A 15,881-nucleotide genomic window follows, 5' to 3' on the forward strand; every position below is an offset into this window, starting at 1 on the left:
TGCGCACGCGTGACAGACGACAGGATCGATCCCAGCCTCGCTCGCTCGCCATCGCCGCGGCTCCCGCCGGCGCTGCGGACGGGTCCGTCGCCGCTCTCGATCTTCGAGGACCGATCAGCTGCGGCGGCGGGGCTCGAGAGCGTCGGTGAAGCGGCGCGGGACGCGCGCCTCGTCGCCCTCCTCCCAGAGGGTGATGACGACGAGCTCGCCGCCGCGCACGTCGTGGCGGCAGACGAACACGAGCGAGCGGTCCTCGACATCGGTCACCCGCATCGCGCCGCGCTCGCCCGGCTCGACACGGCCCGCCGCCCACCCGCGGGCGACGCGCCCCGCGACGTCCGTGCGGGCGTCGAGCGTGCCGCGCACGCGCTGGCGGTACCGGTCGGCGGCGTGGTCGGTGACCGCGACCGTCACCCCGGGTGGGCTGTTCACCGGCGCACGGCCGCCCGCCGCTCGCTGACCTCGATGTGGCGCACGAGGGCGCCGGTGACCTGCGCGATCCGGTGCGGCAGGTCGCAGCGCAGCCAGCGCGACAGGTGCTCGGGCAGCGTCACGACGATGATCTCGTCATGGCGCTTGGGGTCGTAGACCTCGAGGACCGCGTGCAGTGGCTCCCCGTCGCCGGCCACCTGCCCGACCGCCTCGATCCCGATCTCGTGCAGCCGCGCCAGCGCGCCCTCGAGCCGCTCGCGGCCGGCGTCGCGGCCGCCCACCTCGAGCGGCACGACGAGAGTGACGTGCACGGGACCCGTCCGCGCGCGCTCGCGCAGGTACGAGATGAGCTCACTGGACTCGGCGGTCCGGCTGGCGACGACGAGCAGATGGGTCGTCCACGGCATGGTGCCTCCTCGTGACGGGCGTCACGACGATACTTGCCCACCCTGTCCGCCAGCGCCACAGTTCAGGTCCTGTTCAGGACCGGCGGGTCGCGGAGGCGCGGATCACGAGTCGAACAGCAGGTGCTCGAGGCCCACGACCGGCGACTCGGTCAAGGAGCCGACGCGGCGGACGGCGAGCAGCACGCCCGGCATGAACGACTCGCGGTCGACCGAGTCGTGGCGGATCGTCAGCGTCTGGCCGACGTCGCCCAGGATGACCTCCTGGTGGGCGACGAGCCCGGGCAGCCGCACCGAGTGGATCGGGACGTCACCCTGCATCATCTCGGCCGTCCGGGCGGCGGTCCCGCTCGGGGCGTCGAGCTTGCCGTCGTGGTGCAGCTCGATGATCTCGGCCCGCTTCATCACCCGCGACGCCTCGGCGGCGTAGCGCATCATCAGCACCGCGCCGATCGCGAAGTTGGGCGCGAAGAAGACGTTCGGCGGATGGTCGAGCCCACGCAGCGGCTCGAGGTCGAAGCTCGAGGTCCCGATGACGACGTGCACGCCGGCCCGCACGCAGGCGAGCGCGTTCGCGGTCGCCGTGTCGGGCTGCGTGAAGTCGACGACCACGTCGACGTCGCCGAGGATCTCCCCCAGCTCCACGCCCAGCGCCGGGTCCGCCCGGCCGGCGAGCACCATGTCCTCGGCGCCCTCGATCGCGCGGCACACGGTCTGGCCCATGCGGCCTGCGGCGCCGGCCACGCCGACGCGGATCGGATCGCCGGCGCTGGTCACGCGACCGCCAGCGGTGCGAGCGCCGCCCGGAACGCGTCCTCGTCGGGTCCGATCCCCGCCGCCGACAGCCGGCCGGGCGCGAACAGCTCGGTTGCCAGCGCGCGCACGTCGTCGAGCGTCACCGCGTCGATGCGCTCGAGCACCTCGTCGACGTCGAGCACCGGCAGGCCGGCCAGGACGGCCGAGCCGAGCCGGTTCATGCGCGACGCCGTCGACTCCAGCGACAGCACCAGCCGGCCCTTCGCGTTCTCCTTGGCCCGCGCGATCTCGGCCTCGGTCGCGGGCTCGTCGGCGAACCGCTCGAGCTCGGAGCCGAGGACCTTCAGCGCCTCCCGGAGGTTGTCGCCGCGGGTGCCGAGGTACAGGCCGACCTGGCCGGTGCCCCCGTACAGCGCCGTGAACGAGTAGACCGCGTAGGCCAGCCCGCGCCGCTCGCGCACCTCCTGGAACAGGCGCGACGATGACGTGCCGCCGAGGATCGTGTCGAGGACCCGCAGCGCGAAGCGGCGGTCGTCGTCGCGCGCGATCCCGCGGCCGCCGAGGCAGACGTGGACCTGCTCGGTGTCCTTGCGCGCGAAGACCGTCCGCGCCTCGAACGGGGGCAGCGGCGCGGACTGCAGGCGCGAACGGCCGCCGTTCATCCCCCGCTGCTCGGCCTCGCGCACGAGCTCGACGATGCGTTCGTGCTCGAGGGAGCCGGCGGCGGCGACCACGACCTGCGGCGGGTGGTAGTGCCGCTGGTGGAACGCCGCCAGGCCGTCACGGTCGATCGACGAGATGACCTCGGCGCGGCCGATGATCGCGCGCCCGAGCGGATGGCCCGCGAAGACCGCCTCGCCGAGCACGTCGAAGACCTTGTCCTGCGGGTCGTCCTCGTACATCGCGATCTCCTCGAGCACGACCTCGCGCTCGGTCTCCAGATCGCGCAGCGCCGGCCGCCAGACCATGTCGGCCATGACCGAGAACGCCTCGTCGAGGTGCACGTCGAGGACGCGCGAGTACACCGAGGTCGACTCCTTGCCCGTTCCCGCGTTCAGCTCCGCGCCCATCGCGTCGAACAGCTCGTCGATCTCGTGCGACTGCAGCCGGTCCGTGCCCCGGAAGAGCATGTGCTCGAGCAGGTGCGACAGGCCGGCCTCGGCCTCGGCCTCCATGCCGGAGCCGGTGCCGATGAAGAAGCCGAGGGCGGCGGATCTCACGGAGGGCATCGCCTCCGTGATGACCCGCACGCCCGACTCCAGCTCGGTGAGGGTGACCCCGTCGGTCACCCGGCCACCGGATGCGTCATCCGTGCTCCGTCCCGCGACCCTCGGGATGCAGCACTACGACCGCTCGGGGTCGCGGTTGCTGCCGCGCCGCGGACGGCCGGAGCCGCGGTCGCCGCCGCGCCCGCCCCGGTCGCCCCGGTCGCCGCCGCCGCGCGGACCGCGATCGCCCCGCGGGCCTCCGCCGTTGCCGCCGCCGGCGCCGATCGCCGCGAGCTCCTCGGCCGACTTGCCGGCGATGGCCGGGTCCTCGGAGAGGCGCAGGCCGATGCGGCCGCGCTCGCGGTCGACCTCGACCACGCGGACCTTGATCTCGTCGCCGCGGTTGAGGACGTCCTCGACCGTCTCGACCCGCTCGCCCGGCTTGACGTTCGAGATGTGCAGCAGGCCGTCGGTGCCCTTCGTCAGCTCGACGAACGCGCCGAACGTCGTGGTCTTGACGACCTTGCCGTCGAACTCGTCGCCGACCTCGACCTCCTTGGTCATGGCCGTGATCCGGTCCAGCAGCGCCTGCCCGAGCTCGCCGTTGGCGGAGTAGATGAGCACCTGACCGTCATCGTTGATGTCGATCTGGGACTCGAACTCCTCCTGCATGCCGCGGATCGTCTCGCCGCCCTTGCCGATGATCATGCCGATCTGCGACGGGTCTACCTGGATCGTCTGGATGCGCGGCGCGTACAGCGACATCTCGGAGCGCGGCATGTCGATGACGTCGCGCATCTTGCCGAGGATCGTCATCCGCGCCTCGTTGGCCTGCGTGAGCGCGTCGCGCAGGATGTCGAACGTGACGCCCGTGATCTTGATGTCCATCTGCAGCGCGGTGATCCCGCGCTCCGTGCCGGCGACCTTGAAGTCCATGTCGCCGAGGTGGTCCTCGACGCCGGCGATGTCGGTGAGGACGATGTAGTCGTCGCCCTCCTTGATCAGGCCCATCGCGATGCCGGCCACGGGCCGCTTGATCGGCACGCCCGCATCCATCAGCGCGAGCGTGGAGCCGCACACCGAGGCCATCGACGACGAGCCGTTGGACTCCAGCGTGTCGGAGACGACCCGGATCGTGTACGGGAAGTCCTCGATCGACGGCACCATGGGCACCAGCGCGCGCTCGGCGAGCGCCCCGTGGCCGATGTCGCGGCGCTTGGGGCCGCCCAGGCGGCCGGCCTCCCCGACCGAGAACGGCGGGAAGTTGTAGTGGTGGAAGTAGTACTTCTTCGTCTCGAGCCCGAGGGTGTCGAGACGCATCTCCTCCTTCAGCGTGCCGAGCGCGACGGCACTGAGCACCTGCGTCTGACCGCGGGTGAACATGCCCGAGCCGTGGGCGCGCGGCAGCAGTCCGACGTCGATCGAGATCGGGCGGATCTCCTTCTCGGCGCGGCCGTCGGGGCGCTTCTTGTGGACGGCGATGCGCTCGCGGATGATCTGTTTCTCGAGCTTGTCGAACGCGGCCTGGACCTTCGCGCGCTGCTCGGCGTAGCCCTCCCACGCCGGATCGCCGGAGTGCGCCGTGAGGACGTCCTCCTCGACGCGCTTGGTCGCGTCCTGGCGCTCGAGCTTGTCCTCGACCTGCGTCGCCGCGTCGAGTGCCGCGTAGTGCGAGTCCCTGATCGCCTGGTACAGACCGTCGTCGATCTGCGGCGCCACGAACTCGATCTTCGGCTTGCCGGCCTTGTCGCGCAGCTCGTGCTGCGCCGCGCACAGCTTCTTGATCGCCGAATGGGCGATGTCCAGCGCGTCGAGGATCTCGGCCTCGGGCACCTCGTTGGCGCCCGCCTCGACCATGAGGATGGCCTCCTCGGTACCGGCCACGATCAGATCGAGGTCGGTGTTGTCGAGCAGGTCGGCCTCGTCGGGGTTGACGACGAAGTTGCCGTCCACCTTGCCGATGCGCACCGCGCCGACCGGGAAGGGCAGCGGGATGTTGGAGACCATCAGCGCGGCGGACGCGCCGTTCATGGCCAGGATGTCGTACGGGTGCACGTGGTCGATCGACAGCGGCAGCGTCACCAGCTGCGTCTCGAAGCGCCAGCCCTTGGGGAACAGGGGGCGGATCGGACGGTCGATCATGCGCGCGGTCAGCGTGCCCTTCTCGCCGGCACGACCCTCGCGCTTGAAGAACGAGCCGGGGATCTTGCCCGCGGCGTACATGCGCTCCTCGACGTCGACCGTGAGCGGAAGGAAGTCCACGTCACGGACGTTGCCGGCGGTCGCGGTGCTCAGCACCATCGTGTCGCCGGCGCGGACGACGACTGCGCCCGAAGCCTGCTTGGCCATCTTCCCGGTCTCGAAGGAGATCTCGGTACCGGCGATCTCCACGGAGACGCGGTGGACGGCGTCAGGACTGCTCATATGTGTTCTGCCTCTCTTCTGGCCCGCGTTCGGTAGCGGGCCGCCTCTTTGCTGCTTCTCTTTGCCGAACCACGTCATTGTAGAGGGCTTGGTCGGGGCGACCTTCGCGGAAGAAGGTCGGCGTGGTCATGGCGCCGGCGAGCACCGCCTCGTGCGTCTGGCGCCGGACGCGGTCGGCGACGGCGTCCGAGCGGCGGTCGGCCTCGAAGCGGTCGAGGTCGAGCCCGAGCCGCTCCACCAGCGCCCACAGGTGCGGGTCCTCGATGCGGCTCTGGTCGGCGTAGACGGCGTCGTGGAACGCCCAGAACGCGCCCTGCAGCGCGGCCGCCTCCGACGCGCGGGCGACCGGCACGGCGCGGGGGTGCTTGGCCTTCAGCGCCAGGTGGCGGAAGACGCGGCGCACGTGCCGGTCGGACAGGCGCTCGTGCGCGACGGCGCAGAACGGGCACGTGAAGTCCGCATAGACGATCACGAGCGGGGCGTCCGAAGGGCCACGGGCGTGATCGTCGTCGTGCTCGTCCTGATCGATCATGGGCCCGTACATCTTCCCGCGTCGCCGCTCGGCGGGCCCCGCCCCCGGCGTAACGGTCTGCGCTGACCACCTGACCCCGCCGGGCGCGCTGGGGCGGCAGCCGTGACCTGCTTGCGCTTCAGGCGCCGCCCTGATGCCCGTGAGGGCGCGGCTACGAGTCGAGCGCTTCCAGGATCAGGTTGACGCCCGGCAGGTCGCCCGGCGAGTCGGCGACGTAGCTCCAGCGCACGACCCCGTCGGGGCCGAAGATCACGATCGCGCGGTTCGTCATGCCCGCGGGCTCGAAGTACGTGCCGAGCTTGCGCGAGGTCGCGCCCTTGGGCTCGAAGTCCGACAGCTGCGGGATCGAGACGCCGAGCTTCTCCTTGAACGCGGTCTGCGACCACGTCGCGTCGGTCGAGACCCCGTAGAGCTTGGCGTCGCGCTTGGCGAACTCGTCGCCGACCTCGTCGTAGATCTGCAGCTGGTCGGTGCAGACCGGCGAGAAGGCGAACGGGTAGAAGACCAGGACGGTCGTCTGGCCCTTGAGGCTCTCCTGCGTGAAGGTGTCGCCGTCCTCGGTGGCGAGGGAGAACTCCGGCGCCGGCGTCCCCGGCACGACGAGCTCGGTCATCGAGCCGCGTCCAGCAGGGCCGGAACCGTCCGGGAGGCCGACCCGCGGGATCTCACCGGCGAAGGCCGAGCTCGCGGATGAGCTCGCGGTAGCCCTCGAGGTCCTTCTTCTGCAGGTAGCCGAGCAGCCGCCGGCGCTGGCCGACGAGCATCAGCAGGCCGCGGCGCGAGTGATGATCCTTCTTGTGCTCGCGCAGGTGCTCCGTCAGTTCGTTGATGCGGGCCGTCAGCAGGGCGACCTGGACGCGGGTGTTCCCCGTGTCCTGCGGGTTGTCGCCGAACTTCGCGACGATCTCGGCCTTGTTTTCCAGAGTTAGCGTCATGTGCGGCCCGACACGGTAGCAAGGGCGGCCTCCACGTCGCGATCCATCTGCGCGACGAGGTCGTCGACGGAGGGGAACCGGCGCTCGCCGCGCAGGCGCTTGTGGAAGTCCAGCGCGAGCGCCGCGCCGTACAGATCGCCGCTCCAGTCGATGAGAAACGCCTCGATGAGCTCGCCGCGACCGCTCTGGAACTGGGGCCGCACGCCGATGTTCACGGCGGCCGGCACCGGGACCGCCTCGCCGTCCTCGAGGCCCGGCACCCACGCCACGCAGGCGTACACGCCGTGGCCGGGGATGACGTAGCCCTCGGGCGGGACGAGGTTCGCGGTCGGGAAGCCCAGCTCGCGCCCGCGCTTGTCGCCGTCGACGACCTCGCCGCGGTGGCGGAACGGCCGGTCGAGCAGCCGGCCGGCGTAGGCGACGGCGCCGCCGGTGATCAGCCCGCGGATGTGGCTGGAGGAGACGATCTCGCCGTCGATCTCCAGCAGCGAGCTGACGCGGGTCTCGAAGCGGTCGTCGGCGGCCAGCAGGTCGGCGTCGCCGCGGGCGAGGTGACCGAAGCGGAAGTTCTCCCCGACGCTCACGTGCGTCGCCTGGAGCGCGTCGACGAGGATGCGGTCGACGAACTGCTCGGCCTCGACCGACGCGAGCTCGTCGTCGAACGTCACGACGACGAGCTCCTCGACGCCGAGCTCCGACACGAGCTGCGCCTTGCGCTCCAGCGAGGTCAGCAGGCGCGGAGCGCTGCGCGGCGCGATGACCGCCAGCGGATGCGGCTCGAACGTCACGACGGTGTCGCTGCCCTCGATCACGGCACGATGGCCGAGGTGCACGCCGTCGAAGGTGCCCAGCGCGATCTTGCGGGGGCGCGGCTCGGCGTCGGTGAGAGCGGTGATCTTCATCCGGGCCGGAAGCCTACGATGGGCTTCAGAACACCGCCCTCCCGAGGTTCGGCGACCGCGATCGGGCCGTCGCCGTCGGCGAGCACCACGACCGGGCCCTGCGGGGCCCCGGAGGGCGCCGTCAGGGCCACGCCGTGGGCCGCCCGGCGCGCGGCCTCACCGTCCACCGCGACGACCGGCAGGATCGCCGCAAGCGCGTCGCCGAGGGGCACGACCCGCTCGGGGTCGGCGTCCTCGATCCGGAAGGGCCCGATCGCCGTGCGCCGCAGCTGAAGGCAGTACGCGTCGCCGAGGTCGCCGATCAGCGAGCGCACGTAGGTGCCGGTCGAGCACTCGATCGCGAACGTCGCGCGGTCGCCGTCGCGTCCCAGCAGCTCGAAGCGGGTGACCTCGACCTCGCGCTCGGCCAACTCGACCTCGGTGCCGGCGCGGGCGAGCTCGTAGGCGCGCCGGCCGCCGACCTTGACGGCGGAGTAGGCCGGCGGGCGCTGGCGCAGCCGCCCGGTGGGCAGCGGGCGGTCGAGGTCCGGGAGGCGGCCGGTGTGCTCGACCTCGCCCTCGGGGTCCCCGGTCGTCGACGTCCACCCCAGCCGGGCGACCGTCTCATAGGCCTTCGGCTGGCCCATGAAGAACCGCTGCGCCCGCGTGGCGCGACCGGCGAGCACGATCAGCAGGCCCGTGGCGAAGGGGTCCAGCGTCCCGGCGTGGCCCACCCGTACGCCGCGGCCGAAGCGGCGCCGGGCGGCCGCGACGATGTCGTGCGACGTCTTGCCCGCGGGCTTGTCGATGAGCATCACTCCGTCCATGCCGGGCGCATTGTGGCGACTCGAAGGCATCGGCCGTCCCCGGGACGGGCAAGATGCACCCGTGCCCGTCGACTCGTTCTCCGTTCTCGCGGCGGCGCCCGACGCGCCGTTGGACGAGCTCGCCCTCGCCATGGCGGCCGAGATGCGGCCCATCGACGCGGATCGGGCGCTCGAGCGCCTCGACGCGCTGGCCGGGCGGATCGACCCGGTGGCCATCGGCGCGGCCGCCGAGCTCCACGCGCTCGTGTCCGTGCTCGCACACGAGGACGGCTTCCAGGGCGACCGAGCCGCCTACGACGACCCGCGCAACTCGATGCTCGACCTGGTGCTCGAGCGCCGCCGCGGCCTGCCGATCCTGCTCAGCGTCGTCTACGTCGAGGTCGCGCGCCGGGCCGGCATCGCGATGGCGGGCTTCGGCCTGACCGGGCACTTCGTCTGCGGCCACGTCGGCGGCGACGAGGTGCTGCTCATCGACCCGTTCGACGGCGGGCGGCCCATCGCGCCCGCCTACGGCGCGCTCCGGCCCTGGACGCCGCACGAGATCGCGACGCGCATGCTCAACAACCTCGTCGGCTCCTACGAGCGGCGCGGGGACCTCACGCGCGCCATCCGCGCCGCGGACCTGCGGATGCTGCTGCCGGCCGATGAGGAGGACAGCGTGCGCCACGAGATCCAGGCGCGGGCGCTGCACGCCCGTCTCAACTGAGAGGTCGCACCGGGGCCCGCGTCCCGGCGACAGCGGCCAACCCTCGCACCCTGACGCGCGCGGATAGTGGTCGGCACCCCTAGGAGTCTGTTGATCTTTCATCCGTCGATGCGAGAGGACGTGACCGTGGATGCCGGGGGCGACCGGCCGGCCCAGCGAATGCTGGTGGCCTTTGCGGGCCGGCCGGTCGTCATCCGGCGCCGCGGACGCGTTCTCTCGCGCGGCGGGGAAAGCTCAACAGGCTCCTAGAGGCCGAGCTGGTCGGCGACCGCGCCGCGCAGGAACGCGACGATGTCGTCGATGTCCATGTCGGTCGAGAAGCCGGCCGCGCGGCGGTGGCCGCCTCCGCCCTGGCTGCGCGCGATCGCGCTCACGTCGACGGTCCCGTCGGTCGAGCGCAGCGATGCCTTGCGTACCGGCGTCGATCCCTCGCGCTCGCGCACGAGCACCGCGACCTTCGTGCCCTCGACCGAGCGCAGGTAGTCGACGATGCCCTCCGTGTAGCTCTCCTCGGCACCGGTGGCGCGGAAGTCCTCGGCCGTGACGTGGGTGAAGGTCAGCGCACCGTCGTCGTAGCGGGCCACGCGGGTCAGCGCCCGCCCGAGCAGATCGAGCTTGGCCAGCGGCATGCCCTCGTACAGGCGGCGATACGTGCGCTCGACGTCGACGCCCTGGTCGATGAGGTCGGCGGCCATGAGGTGCGCCGTGCGCCCGGTGTTCTCGTACATGAAGCGGCCGGTGTCCGTGACGAGCCCGACGTACAGGGCGTCGGCGATCTCCCGGGTGGCGGGCACGCCGAGCGCGCCCATCATGTCCCACACGATCTCCGCCGTGCACGACGCGTCGTCGACGACGTGGTTGACCGAACCGAAGCGGGTGTTGTCGTGGTGGTGGTCGAGGTTGAGCACGTTGGCCCCGGCCGGGTCGATCGGGCTGCGATCGATGTTGCCGCAGTCGAGGAAGACGACGGTGCGCGCCAGGAGGTCAGGCGGCGGCGCCGTCACGAGGTCGTCGAAGCGGAAGAACCGGTACTCGTACGGCAGCGGGAAGTCCTGGGGCGAGAGGAACATCAGGACGTCCTTGCCGAGCGTCGTCAGGACGCCGTGCATCGCGACCAGCGAGCCGAGCGCGTCGCCGTCGGGGTTCTCGTGCGTGACGAGCAGGAACTGGTCGCCGGAGCGCAGCTCGGCGAGCATGCGCTGCCGCGACGTCGTGGCCGCCTGGACGCTCATTCGCGGCCTGCGTCCCCGCCGGCCTCGACGTCGTCCGACAGCTCGCGCTTGATGATCCGCTCCAGCTTGAACGCCCGTTCCGTCGTCTCGTCGAGGAGGAACTCGAGCTCCGGCGTGTGCTTCAGCCGCAGCTCGGACGCGACGCGCCGCTGCAGGAAGCCGTGCGCCGAGTCGAGGCCCGCGATGGAGGCCTCGCGCGTTCGGCGGTCGCCGAGGACGCTCACGTAGACACGCGCGCGGCGAAGGTCGGGACTGGTCTTGACGTCGGTCACGGTGACGAACCCAACGCGTGGGTCCTTGAGATCTTGTGCAACAGCGTCGCTGACGACTTGGCGCACAGCCTCGTCGACCCGACGCATGCGGTCGGTACTCATCCTATGTCCTCGTCCGACGTGAAGATTCTCTGAACGCGCACATCATCTGGATAACGGTCGATCAGCCAACGTTCCACGGTGTCCGCGTGCCGCTCGAGCTGACCCATCGAGCCGCTCGTCAGGACCACCGAGAGCTGCGAGCGCTGCCACACGTCGTGATGGTCGATCTCGGCGACGGCGGCGCCGAGGCGCCCGTGGAGCTGCGCCTTGACGGACTGCAGCTCCTTGCGCTTGGCCTTCAGCGAGCCCGCGACCGGGAAGTGCAGGTCGACCAGCAGCAGCGCGACGTAGGCCGTCACGCCGGCACCCGGACCGGCGCGGGCATCACGTCAGCTCGCGCTCGACCCGCTTCGTCTCGTAGGCCTCCAGGACGTCTCCCTCCTTGACGTCCTGGAAGTTGCGCAGCACGATGCCGCACTCGAACCCGGTCTGGACCTCGCGTACGTCCTCCTGGAAGCGGCGCAGCGACTCGATCTCGCCGTCGTAGACCACCGTGCCGTCGCGGACGAGGCGGCACTTGGCCCCGCGGCGGATCATGCCCTCCGTCACGTAGGAGCCAGCGATGACGCCGATCCGCGATGCGCGGAACGTCTGGCGCACCTCGGCGCGGCCGAGGGACTCCTCGACCTCCTCCGGCTCGAGCATGCCCTCCATCGCCGCGCGCAGCTCCTCGATGGCGCGGTAGATCACCGAGTACGTACGGATCTCCACGCCCTCGCGATCGGCGATGGCCGCCGCGTCGCCGACCGGGCGCACGTTGAAGCCGAGCACGACCGCGTCGGACGCGGCGGCGAGCATGATGTCGGACTCGTTGATCCCGCCGACGCCGCGATGGATGACCTGGGCGAAGACCTCGGTCTGCGGCAGCTTGGCGATCTCGTCCTCGATGGCCTCCAGCGAGCCGGCCACGTCGGCCTTGACGACGAGGTTGAGCTCCTTCGACGTGCCGGACTTCGCGCGGGTGAAGACGTCCTCCAGCGACACCTTGCGGCCGGAGCGCCGGGCGATCGACTCGGTCTTCAGGCGGTTGGCGCGTTCGGCCGCCAGGACGCGGGCGCGCTTGTCGCTCTCGACGACGTGGAAGAACTCGCCGGCCTCGGGGACGCCGTCGAAGCCGAGGACCTCGACGGGATCGCCGGGGTGGGCCTCCTTGACGCGGTCGCCCTTGTAGTCGACGAGCGCGCGCACCTTGCCCCAATCGGCGCCCGCAACCACCGCGTCGCCGATCTTCAGCGTGCCGCGGTCGATGAGCAGGGTGACGACGGGGCCGCGGCCGGGATCGAGCTTGGACTCGATGACGTGCCCGGACGCCTCGACGTTCGGGTTGGCCTTGAGCTCCTCGAGGTCGGCGACGACCTGGATCGTCTCCAGCAGGTCCTCGAGGTTCTGCTTCGTCTTGGCGGAGACGTCGACGTACTCGATCTCGCCGCCCCACTCGGCCGGCTGGAGGTCGCGCTGCGTGAGCTCGGTGCGCACCCGGGTCGGGTCCGCGCCCTCCTTGTCGATCTTGTTGACCGCGACGACGATCGGCACGTCGGCGGCGCGCGCGTGGTCGATGGCCTCCTCGGTCTGCGGCTTGACGCCGTCGTCGGCGGCGACGACGAGCACGACGATGTCGGTCACCTTCGCACCGCGGGCGCGCATGGCGGTGAACGCCTGGTGGCCCGGCGTGTCGAGGAAGGTGATCGCCTTGCCGTTGTGGTGGACCTGGTAGGCGCCGATGTGCTGGGTGATGCCGCCGGCCTCGCCCGCGGTCACCTCGGTCTCGCGCACCGCGTCCAGCAGCGACGTCTTGCCGTGGTCGACGTGGCCCATGATCGTGACGACCGGCGGGCGCTCGACGAGGTCCTCGGCCGCGTCGTCGTACGTCGGCTCGATGTCCACGTCGTCGGCGGCGTGAACGATCTCGATCTCCTTGTCGAACTCGTCCGCGATGACCTGGATCGCCTCGTCGGCCAGCGTCTGCGTGAGCGTGGCCATCTCGCCCAGGGTCATGAGCTTCTTGATGATCTCGGGGATCGGGACGCCGAGGTACTCGGCGACGTCCTTGACCGTCGAGCCGGAATTGACCTTGACCTTGTCGGTCGCGGACTGCGCCTGGACGTCGAGCGGGGCGATCGTGTCGTCGTAGGTGCCGCGACGGCGACGGCCGCGACCGCGCGGGGGACGCCGCGGCGGGCCCTGCGGGCCGCCGCCGGGACCGCCCCCGGGGCCTCCGCCGCCGGGGCCGCGGCGCGCGGCCTGGGAGTCGATGACGACGCGACGCCGTCCGCCCGCCTGGGCCGGGGCGCGCTCGCCGGTGCGCTGGTCGTCGCGCGTCGGGCGCGCCGAACGCGAGCCGCCTGCACCGGCGCCACCGCCGGAGGCACCGGCCGGCCGCGGACCGGCGCCGGCGCCCTGCGGGCGTGCGCCGGGGCCCTGCCCCTGAGGCCGGCCGCCGGGACCCTGCCCCTGAGGCCGGCCGCCGCGGGCACCGCCGGGACCGCCGCCCTGACGCTGGCCGCCACCGCCGCCGCCCTGCCGCTGCTGACCGCCGCCCTGACGGCCGTCGGCCGGGCGCTGGCGGCGCTGCTCGGGCGGCAGGTCGCCGATGCGCTGCGGATGCGAGGCACCGTTCGTCGGCTGGTTGGCCTTGACGACGCTCAACGCGAGCTTCTCGTCGATCGTGGAGTTGGGCGACGGCACGCTGAAGCCGGCCTCCTGGAGCTGCTTGGCGAGCTCCTTGGCGTTGAGGCCGTGCGTGTCGGCGATGTCGGCGATGCGCTTCTTTGCCATTGGCTAATCCGAGTCTAGTGCTTGGGGCGCGGACGTCACTCGGGCGCGGAAGGCCCTTGCGAAGCCTCCGCGGCGGGACGCCCGCTCGAGGCAGGCGGGGTCGGGATGGACGTAGGCGCCGCGTCCACCGAGGCGCCGGTCGCGGTCGAAGACGGCGCGGCCCTCGACCAGGGCCAGGCGCAGGAGGTCCCGTTGCGGGGCTCGCTCGCCGCACCCCGCGCAGCGGCGGACCGGCGCCGTCAGGATCCCTCCGCCTCGCCGGTCGGCTCGGCCGATTCGGGCGCGGGCTCGAGACCGTCGGACGGGACGGGGGCGGCCTGCGGCTCCCCGGCGTCGCCAGGACCCTCGGCCGCCGCGTCCTCGGCCAGCGCGACCTCCTCGTCGAGCAGCGCCTCCTCGGCGTCGGCCGCCTCGGCGCCGGCGTCCTCCTCGGACGCCTCCTCGACGGCTTCGACCTCGACCTCGCCCGAGACGTCGAGGTCGTGGAGCTCGCCGCTCTCGTCCTCGTCGTCGGCCGTGAGGACGGTCACGTCGTCGGTGTCGTAGTCGACGAGCGCCTGGTGGGCGAAGAGGCCGCAGTAGCGCGAGCTCGGCAGCGCCGCGTTCGGGCAGCGGCGCCCGTTGGCGAGGATCGCGTGGCAGCGCCCGTCCAGGCCCTCCTCGCCGTCCTCGCCGCCGCCGCGGTCCTCGGTGGCGAACTCGGTCTCGGACTTGATGTCGATCCGCCAGCCGGTGAGGCGGGCGGCGAGCCGGGCGTTCTGGCCCTCGCGCCCGATCGCCAGCGACAGCTGGTCGTCGGGGACGATGACGGTCGCCTGCTTGGCCTCGTCGTCGACGAGCACCTCGCGCACCCGGGCCGGGCTCAGGGCCTTGGCGACGAACCGGGCGGGCTCGTCGTTGTAGGGGATGATGTCGATCTTCTCGCCACGCAGCTCGGAGACGACCATGCGCACGCGCGAGCCGCGCGGGCCCACGCACGCGCCGACGGGATCGACGCCGTCGGCATGCGAGACCACGGCGATCTTCGAGCGGTAGCCGGGCTCGCGCGCGACGTTCTCGATCTCGACGAGGCCGTCGGCGATCTCGGGGACCTCGAGCTCGAAGAGCTGCTTGATGAGCTCGGGGTCGCGGCGCGAGACGATGATGCTCGGCCCCTTCGTGGAGGGCGAGACCTCCTTGATGACCGCCTTGACCCGCTGGTTGTGCTCGTAGCGCTCGCCCTCGACCTGCTCGCTCTTGGGCAGCAGCGCCTCGACGCGCTCGCGCAGCTGGATGAGGGTGTAGCGCGCGTCCTTCTGCTGGACGATGCCGGTGATCAGCTCGCCGACGCGGTCGCGGTACTCCTCGTACATCATGTCGCGCTCCGCCTCGCGGATGCGCTGCAGGATGACCTGCTTGGCGGTCTGGGCGGCGATGCGGCCGAAGTCGTCGGGCGTGACGTCGCGCTCGTCGATCTGGTCCTTGTACTGCTCGAACTTGACCGGGTCGATCTCGGGGTCCTCGGGCTCGCGCATCTCCCCCGTCTCGGGGTCGATGGTCGTGCCCTCGTCGATCGTCTCGACGATCAGCTGCGCCTCGAGGCGCTCCGGGATGATCAGCTCGATGACGCGGAAGTCCGCGGTCTCGGAGTCGAGCTCCACCCGCGCGTACTTCGCCGAGCCCGGCTGCTTCTTGTAGGCGGCCAGCAGGGCGTCCTGCAGCGCGAACATGAGCTTCTCGGTGGAGATGCCCTTCTCGCGTGCGAGCACCGTCATGGCCTCAACGACTTCTCGGGACATGGTGGCTACTCCTCGACGAGGTTCGAACGGCTGATGTCGTCGTACGGGATCGCCACCACGCCCGTGGCGGCGGCGATCGTCACCTCCTGCTCGGAGGCACCGACGAGCTCACCGGTGAAGGTCTTGTGGCCGTCTCGCGGCTCACGCGTACGGACCCGGGCACGGCGGCCCAGGAAGCGGCGGAAGTGATCGGGCTTGGAGAGCGGGCGCTGACGGCCGGGGCTGGACACCTCGAGCGCGTGGCTCTCGCGCACCTCGGGCAGGAGGAGGGTGACGCGCTCACACAGCTCGAGCGTGACGCCGTCGGGATGGTCGATGAAGAGCCGCACGGTCTCACCGGAGACCTCTGCGAGCAGCACCTCGACATCCGGCGCGGACTCGGCCAGACGCGTCTCGATCTGCTGCTGAATCGGATGCACCGCTCTCCCTCCCTTCTTCCGGTCCGACAAACAAAAAAAGCGGGCGATCGCCCACTTCCGGTCCTGCTCCGGCCTCGAAGGCCGGCAACGAAAGCTGTGGGATGAGCGTAGCACTCACCGGGGCCCGCCTCCCACCGGCAGAGGCGGCCAACCCACCTTGCACGTGGTGGCCCGGTGTCGGCGCCCCCAGCGCTTCAG

General features: G+C 71.6%; 18 protein-coding genes. 1 reads left to right on the top strand and 17 read right to left on the bottom strand.

Going from position 1 to position 15,881, the window contains the following annotated elements; genetic code table 11:
- Positions 1-114: 114 nt before the first annotated feature.
- From DSM104329_RS15710 to truB, 10 genes are all read right to left on the bottom strand, one after another.
- Positions 115-432 (bottom strand): hypothetical protein, encoded by a 318-nt coding sequence (locus DSM104329_RS15710; RefSeq protein ID WP_259310790.1) that lies wholly within the window; start codon positions 430-432, stop codon positions 115-117.
- Positions 429-839 (bottom strand): hypothetical protein, encoded by a 411-nt coding sequence (locus DSM104329_RS15715; protein ID WP_259310791.1) that lies wholly within the window; start codon positions 837-839, stop codon positions 429-431. Before DSM104329_RS15715 ends, DSM104329_RS15710 begins: the two co-directional genes overlap by 4 nt.
- Positions 840-941: 102 nt before the next feature.
- Entirely contained in the window at positions 942-1,613 is a 672-nt protein-coding gene (locus DSM104329_RS15720; RefSeq protein ID WP_259310792.1) for a 4-hydroxy-tetrahydrodipicolinate reductase, read from the bottom strand.
- Positions 1,610-2,881, bottom strand: a complete 1,272-nt coding sequence (locus DSM104329_RS15725) for a M16 family metallopeptidase (RefSeq protein WP_259310793.1) — start codon at positions 2,879-2,881, stop codon at positions 1,610-1,612. Before DSM104329_RS15725 ends, DSM104329_RS15720 begins: the two co-directional genes overlap by 4 nt.
- A 54-nt stretch (positions 2,882-2,935) precedes the next feature.
- Positions 2,936-5,224: a polyribonucleotide nucleotidyltransferase gene (locus DSM104329_RS15730; protein WP_259310794.1), complete on the bottom strand. Its 2,289-nt coding sequence runs from the start codon at positions 5,222-5,224 to the stop codon at positions 2,936-2,938.
- Positions 5,211-5,756, bottom strand: coding sequence for a DsbA family protein (locus DSM104329_RS15735; RefSeq protein ID WP_259310795.1), 546 nt, complete (start codon positions 5,754-5,756; stop codon positions 5,211-5,213). Before DSM104329_RS15735 ends, DSM104329_RS15730 begins: the two co-directional genes overlap by 14 nt.
- 151 nt (positions 5,757-5,907) lie before the next feature.
- A complete protein-coding gene (locus DSM104329_RS15740; RefSeq protein ID WP_259310796.1) occupies positions 5,908-6,369 on the bottom strand; it encodes a redoxin domain-containing protein in 462 nt (153 codons plus the stop codon).
- A 52-nt stretch (positions 6,370-6,421) separates the two neighbouring features.
- Positions 6,422-6,691, bottom strand: coding sequence for a 30S ribosomal protein S15 (gene rpsO / locus DSM104329_RS15745; RefSeq protein WP_259310797.1), 270 nt, complete (start codon positions 6,689-6,691; stop codon positions 6,422-6,424).
- Positions 6,688-7,593 (bottom strand): bifunctional riboflavin kinase/FAD synthetase, encoded by a 906-nt coding sequence (locus DSM104329_RS15750; protein ID WP_259310798.1) that lies wholly within the window; start codon positions 7,591-7,593, stop codon positions 6,688-6,690. The genes rpsO and DSM104329_RS15750 overlap by 4 nt, the downstream gene beginning before the upstream one ends.
- The gene (gene truB / locus DSM104329_RS15755; RefSeq protein WP_259310799.1) at positions 7,590-8,399 is read right to left on the bottom strand and encodes a tRNA pseudouridine(55) synthase TruB; all 810 of its coding nucleotides are present in this window, start codon (positions 8,397-8,399) and stop codon (positions 7,590-7,592) included. Before truB ends, DSM104329_RS15750 begins: the two co-directional genes overlap by 4 nt.
- 61 nt (positions 8,400-8,460) lie before the next feature.
- Between truB and DSM104329_RS15760 the strand changes: the two genes are divergently transcribed.
- Positions 8,461-9,105, top strand: a complete 645-nt coding sequence (locus DSM104329_RS15760; RefSeq protein WP_259310800.1) for a transglutaminase-like domain-containing protein — start codon at positions 8,461-8,463, stop codon at positions 9,103-9,105.
- A gap of 245 nt (positions 9,106-9,350) precedes the next feature.
- On the opposite strand, the gene DSM104329_RS15765 is transcribed toward DSM104329_RS15760, so the two are convergent.
- The 7 genes from DSM104329_RS15765 to DSM104329_RS15790 are packed head-to-tail and all read right to left on the bottom strand — an operon-like array spanning position 9,351 to position 15,683.
- Entirely contained in the window at positions 9,351-10,337 is a 987-nt protein-coding gene (locus DSM104329_RS15765; RefSeq protein WP_259310801.1) for a DHH family phosphoesterase, read from the bottom strand.
- The gene (gene rbfA, locus DSM104329_RS15770) at positions 10,334-10,711 is read right to left on the bottom strand and encodes a 30S ribosome-binding factor RbfA (protein ID WP_326924439.1); all 378 of its coding nucleotides are present in this window, start codon (positions 10,709-10,711) and stop codon (positions 10,334-10,336) included. The genes DSM104329_RS15765 and rbfA overlap by 4 nt, the downstream gene beginning before the upstream one ends.
- Positions 10,708-11,010, bottom strand: a complete 303-nt coding sequence (locus tag DSM104329_RS15775; RefSeq protein ID WP_259310803.1) for a DUF503 domain-containing protein — start codon at positions 11,008-11,010, stop codon at positions 10,708-10,710. Before DSM104329_RS15775 ends, rbfA begins: the two co-directional genes overlap by 4 nt.
- Before the next feature lie 25 nt (positions 11,011-11,035).
- A complete protein-coding gene (gene infB / locus DSM104329_RS15780; protein WP_259310804.1) occupies positions 11,036-13,486 on the bottom strand; it encodes a translation initiation factor IF-2 in 2,451 nt (816 codons plus the stop codon).
- A 3-nt stretch (positions 13,487-13,489) separates the two neighbouring features.
- Entirely contained in the window at positions 13,490-13,762 is a 273-nt protein-coding gene (locus DSM104329_RS29140) for a YlxR family protein (RefSeq protein ID WP_407655924.1), read from the bottom strand.
- Complete coding sequence (gene nusA / locus DSM104329_RS15785) at positions 13,726-15,264, bottom strand: transcription termination factor NusA (RefSeq protein ID WP_259310805.1); 1,539 nt, start codon at positions 15,262-15,264, stop codon at positions 13,726-13,728. Before nusA ends, DSM104329_RS29140 begins: the two co-directional genes overlap by 37 nt.
- 5 nt (positions 15,265-15,269) lie before the next feature.
- Positions 15,270-15,683, bottom strand: coding sequence for a ribosome maturation factor RimP (locus DSM104329_RS15790; protein ID WP_259310806.1), 414 nt, complete (start codon positions 15,681-15,683; stop codon positions 15,270-15,272).
- Positions 15,684-15,881: the final 198 nt, after the last annotated feature.

Origin of the sequence: Capillimicrobium parvum (assembly GCF_021172045.1) — a bacterium.
Classification (GTDB): Bacteria; Actinomycetota; Thermoleophilia; order Solirubrobacterales; family Solirubrobacteraceae; genus Capillimicrobium; species Capillimicrobium parvum.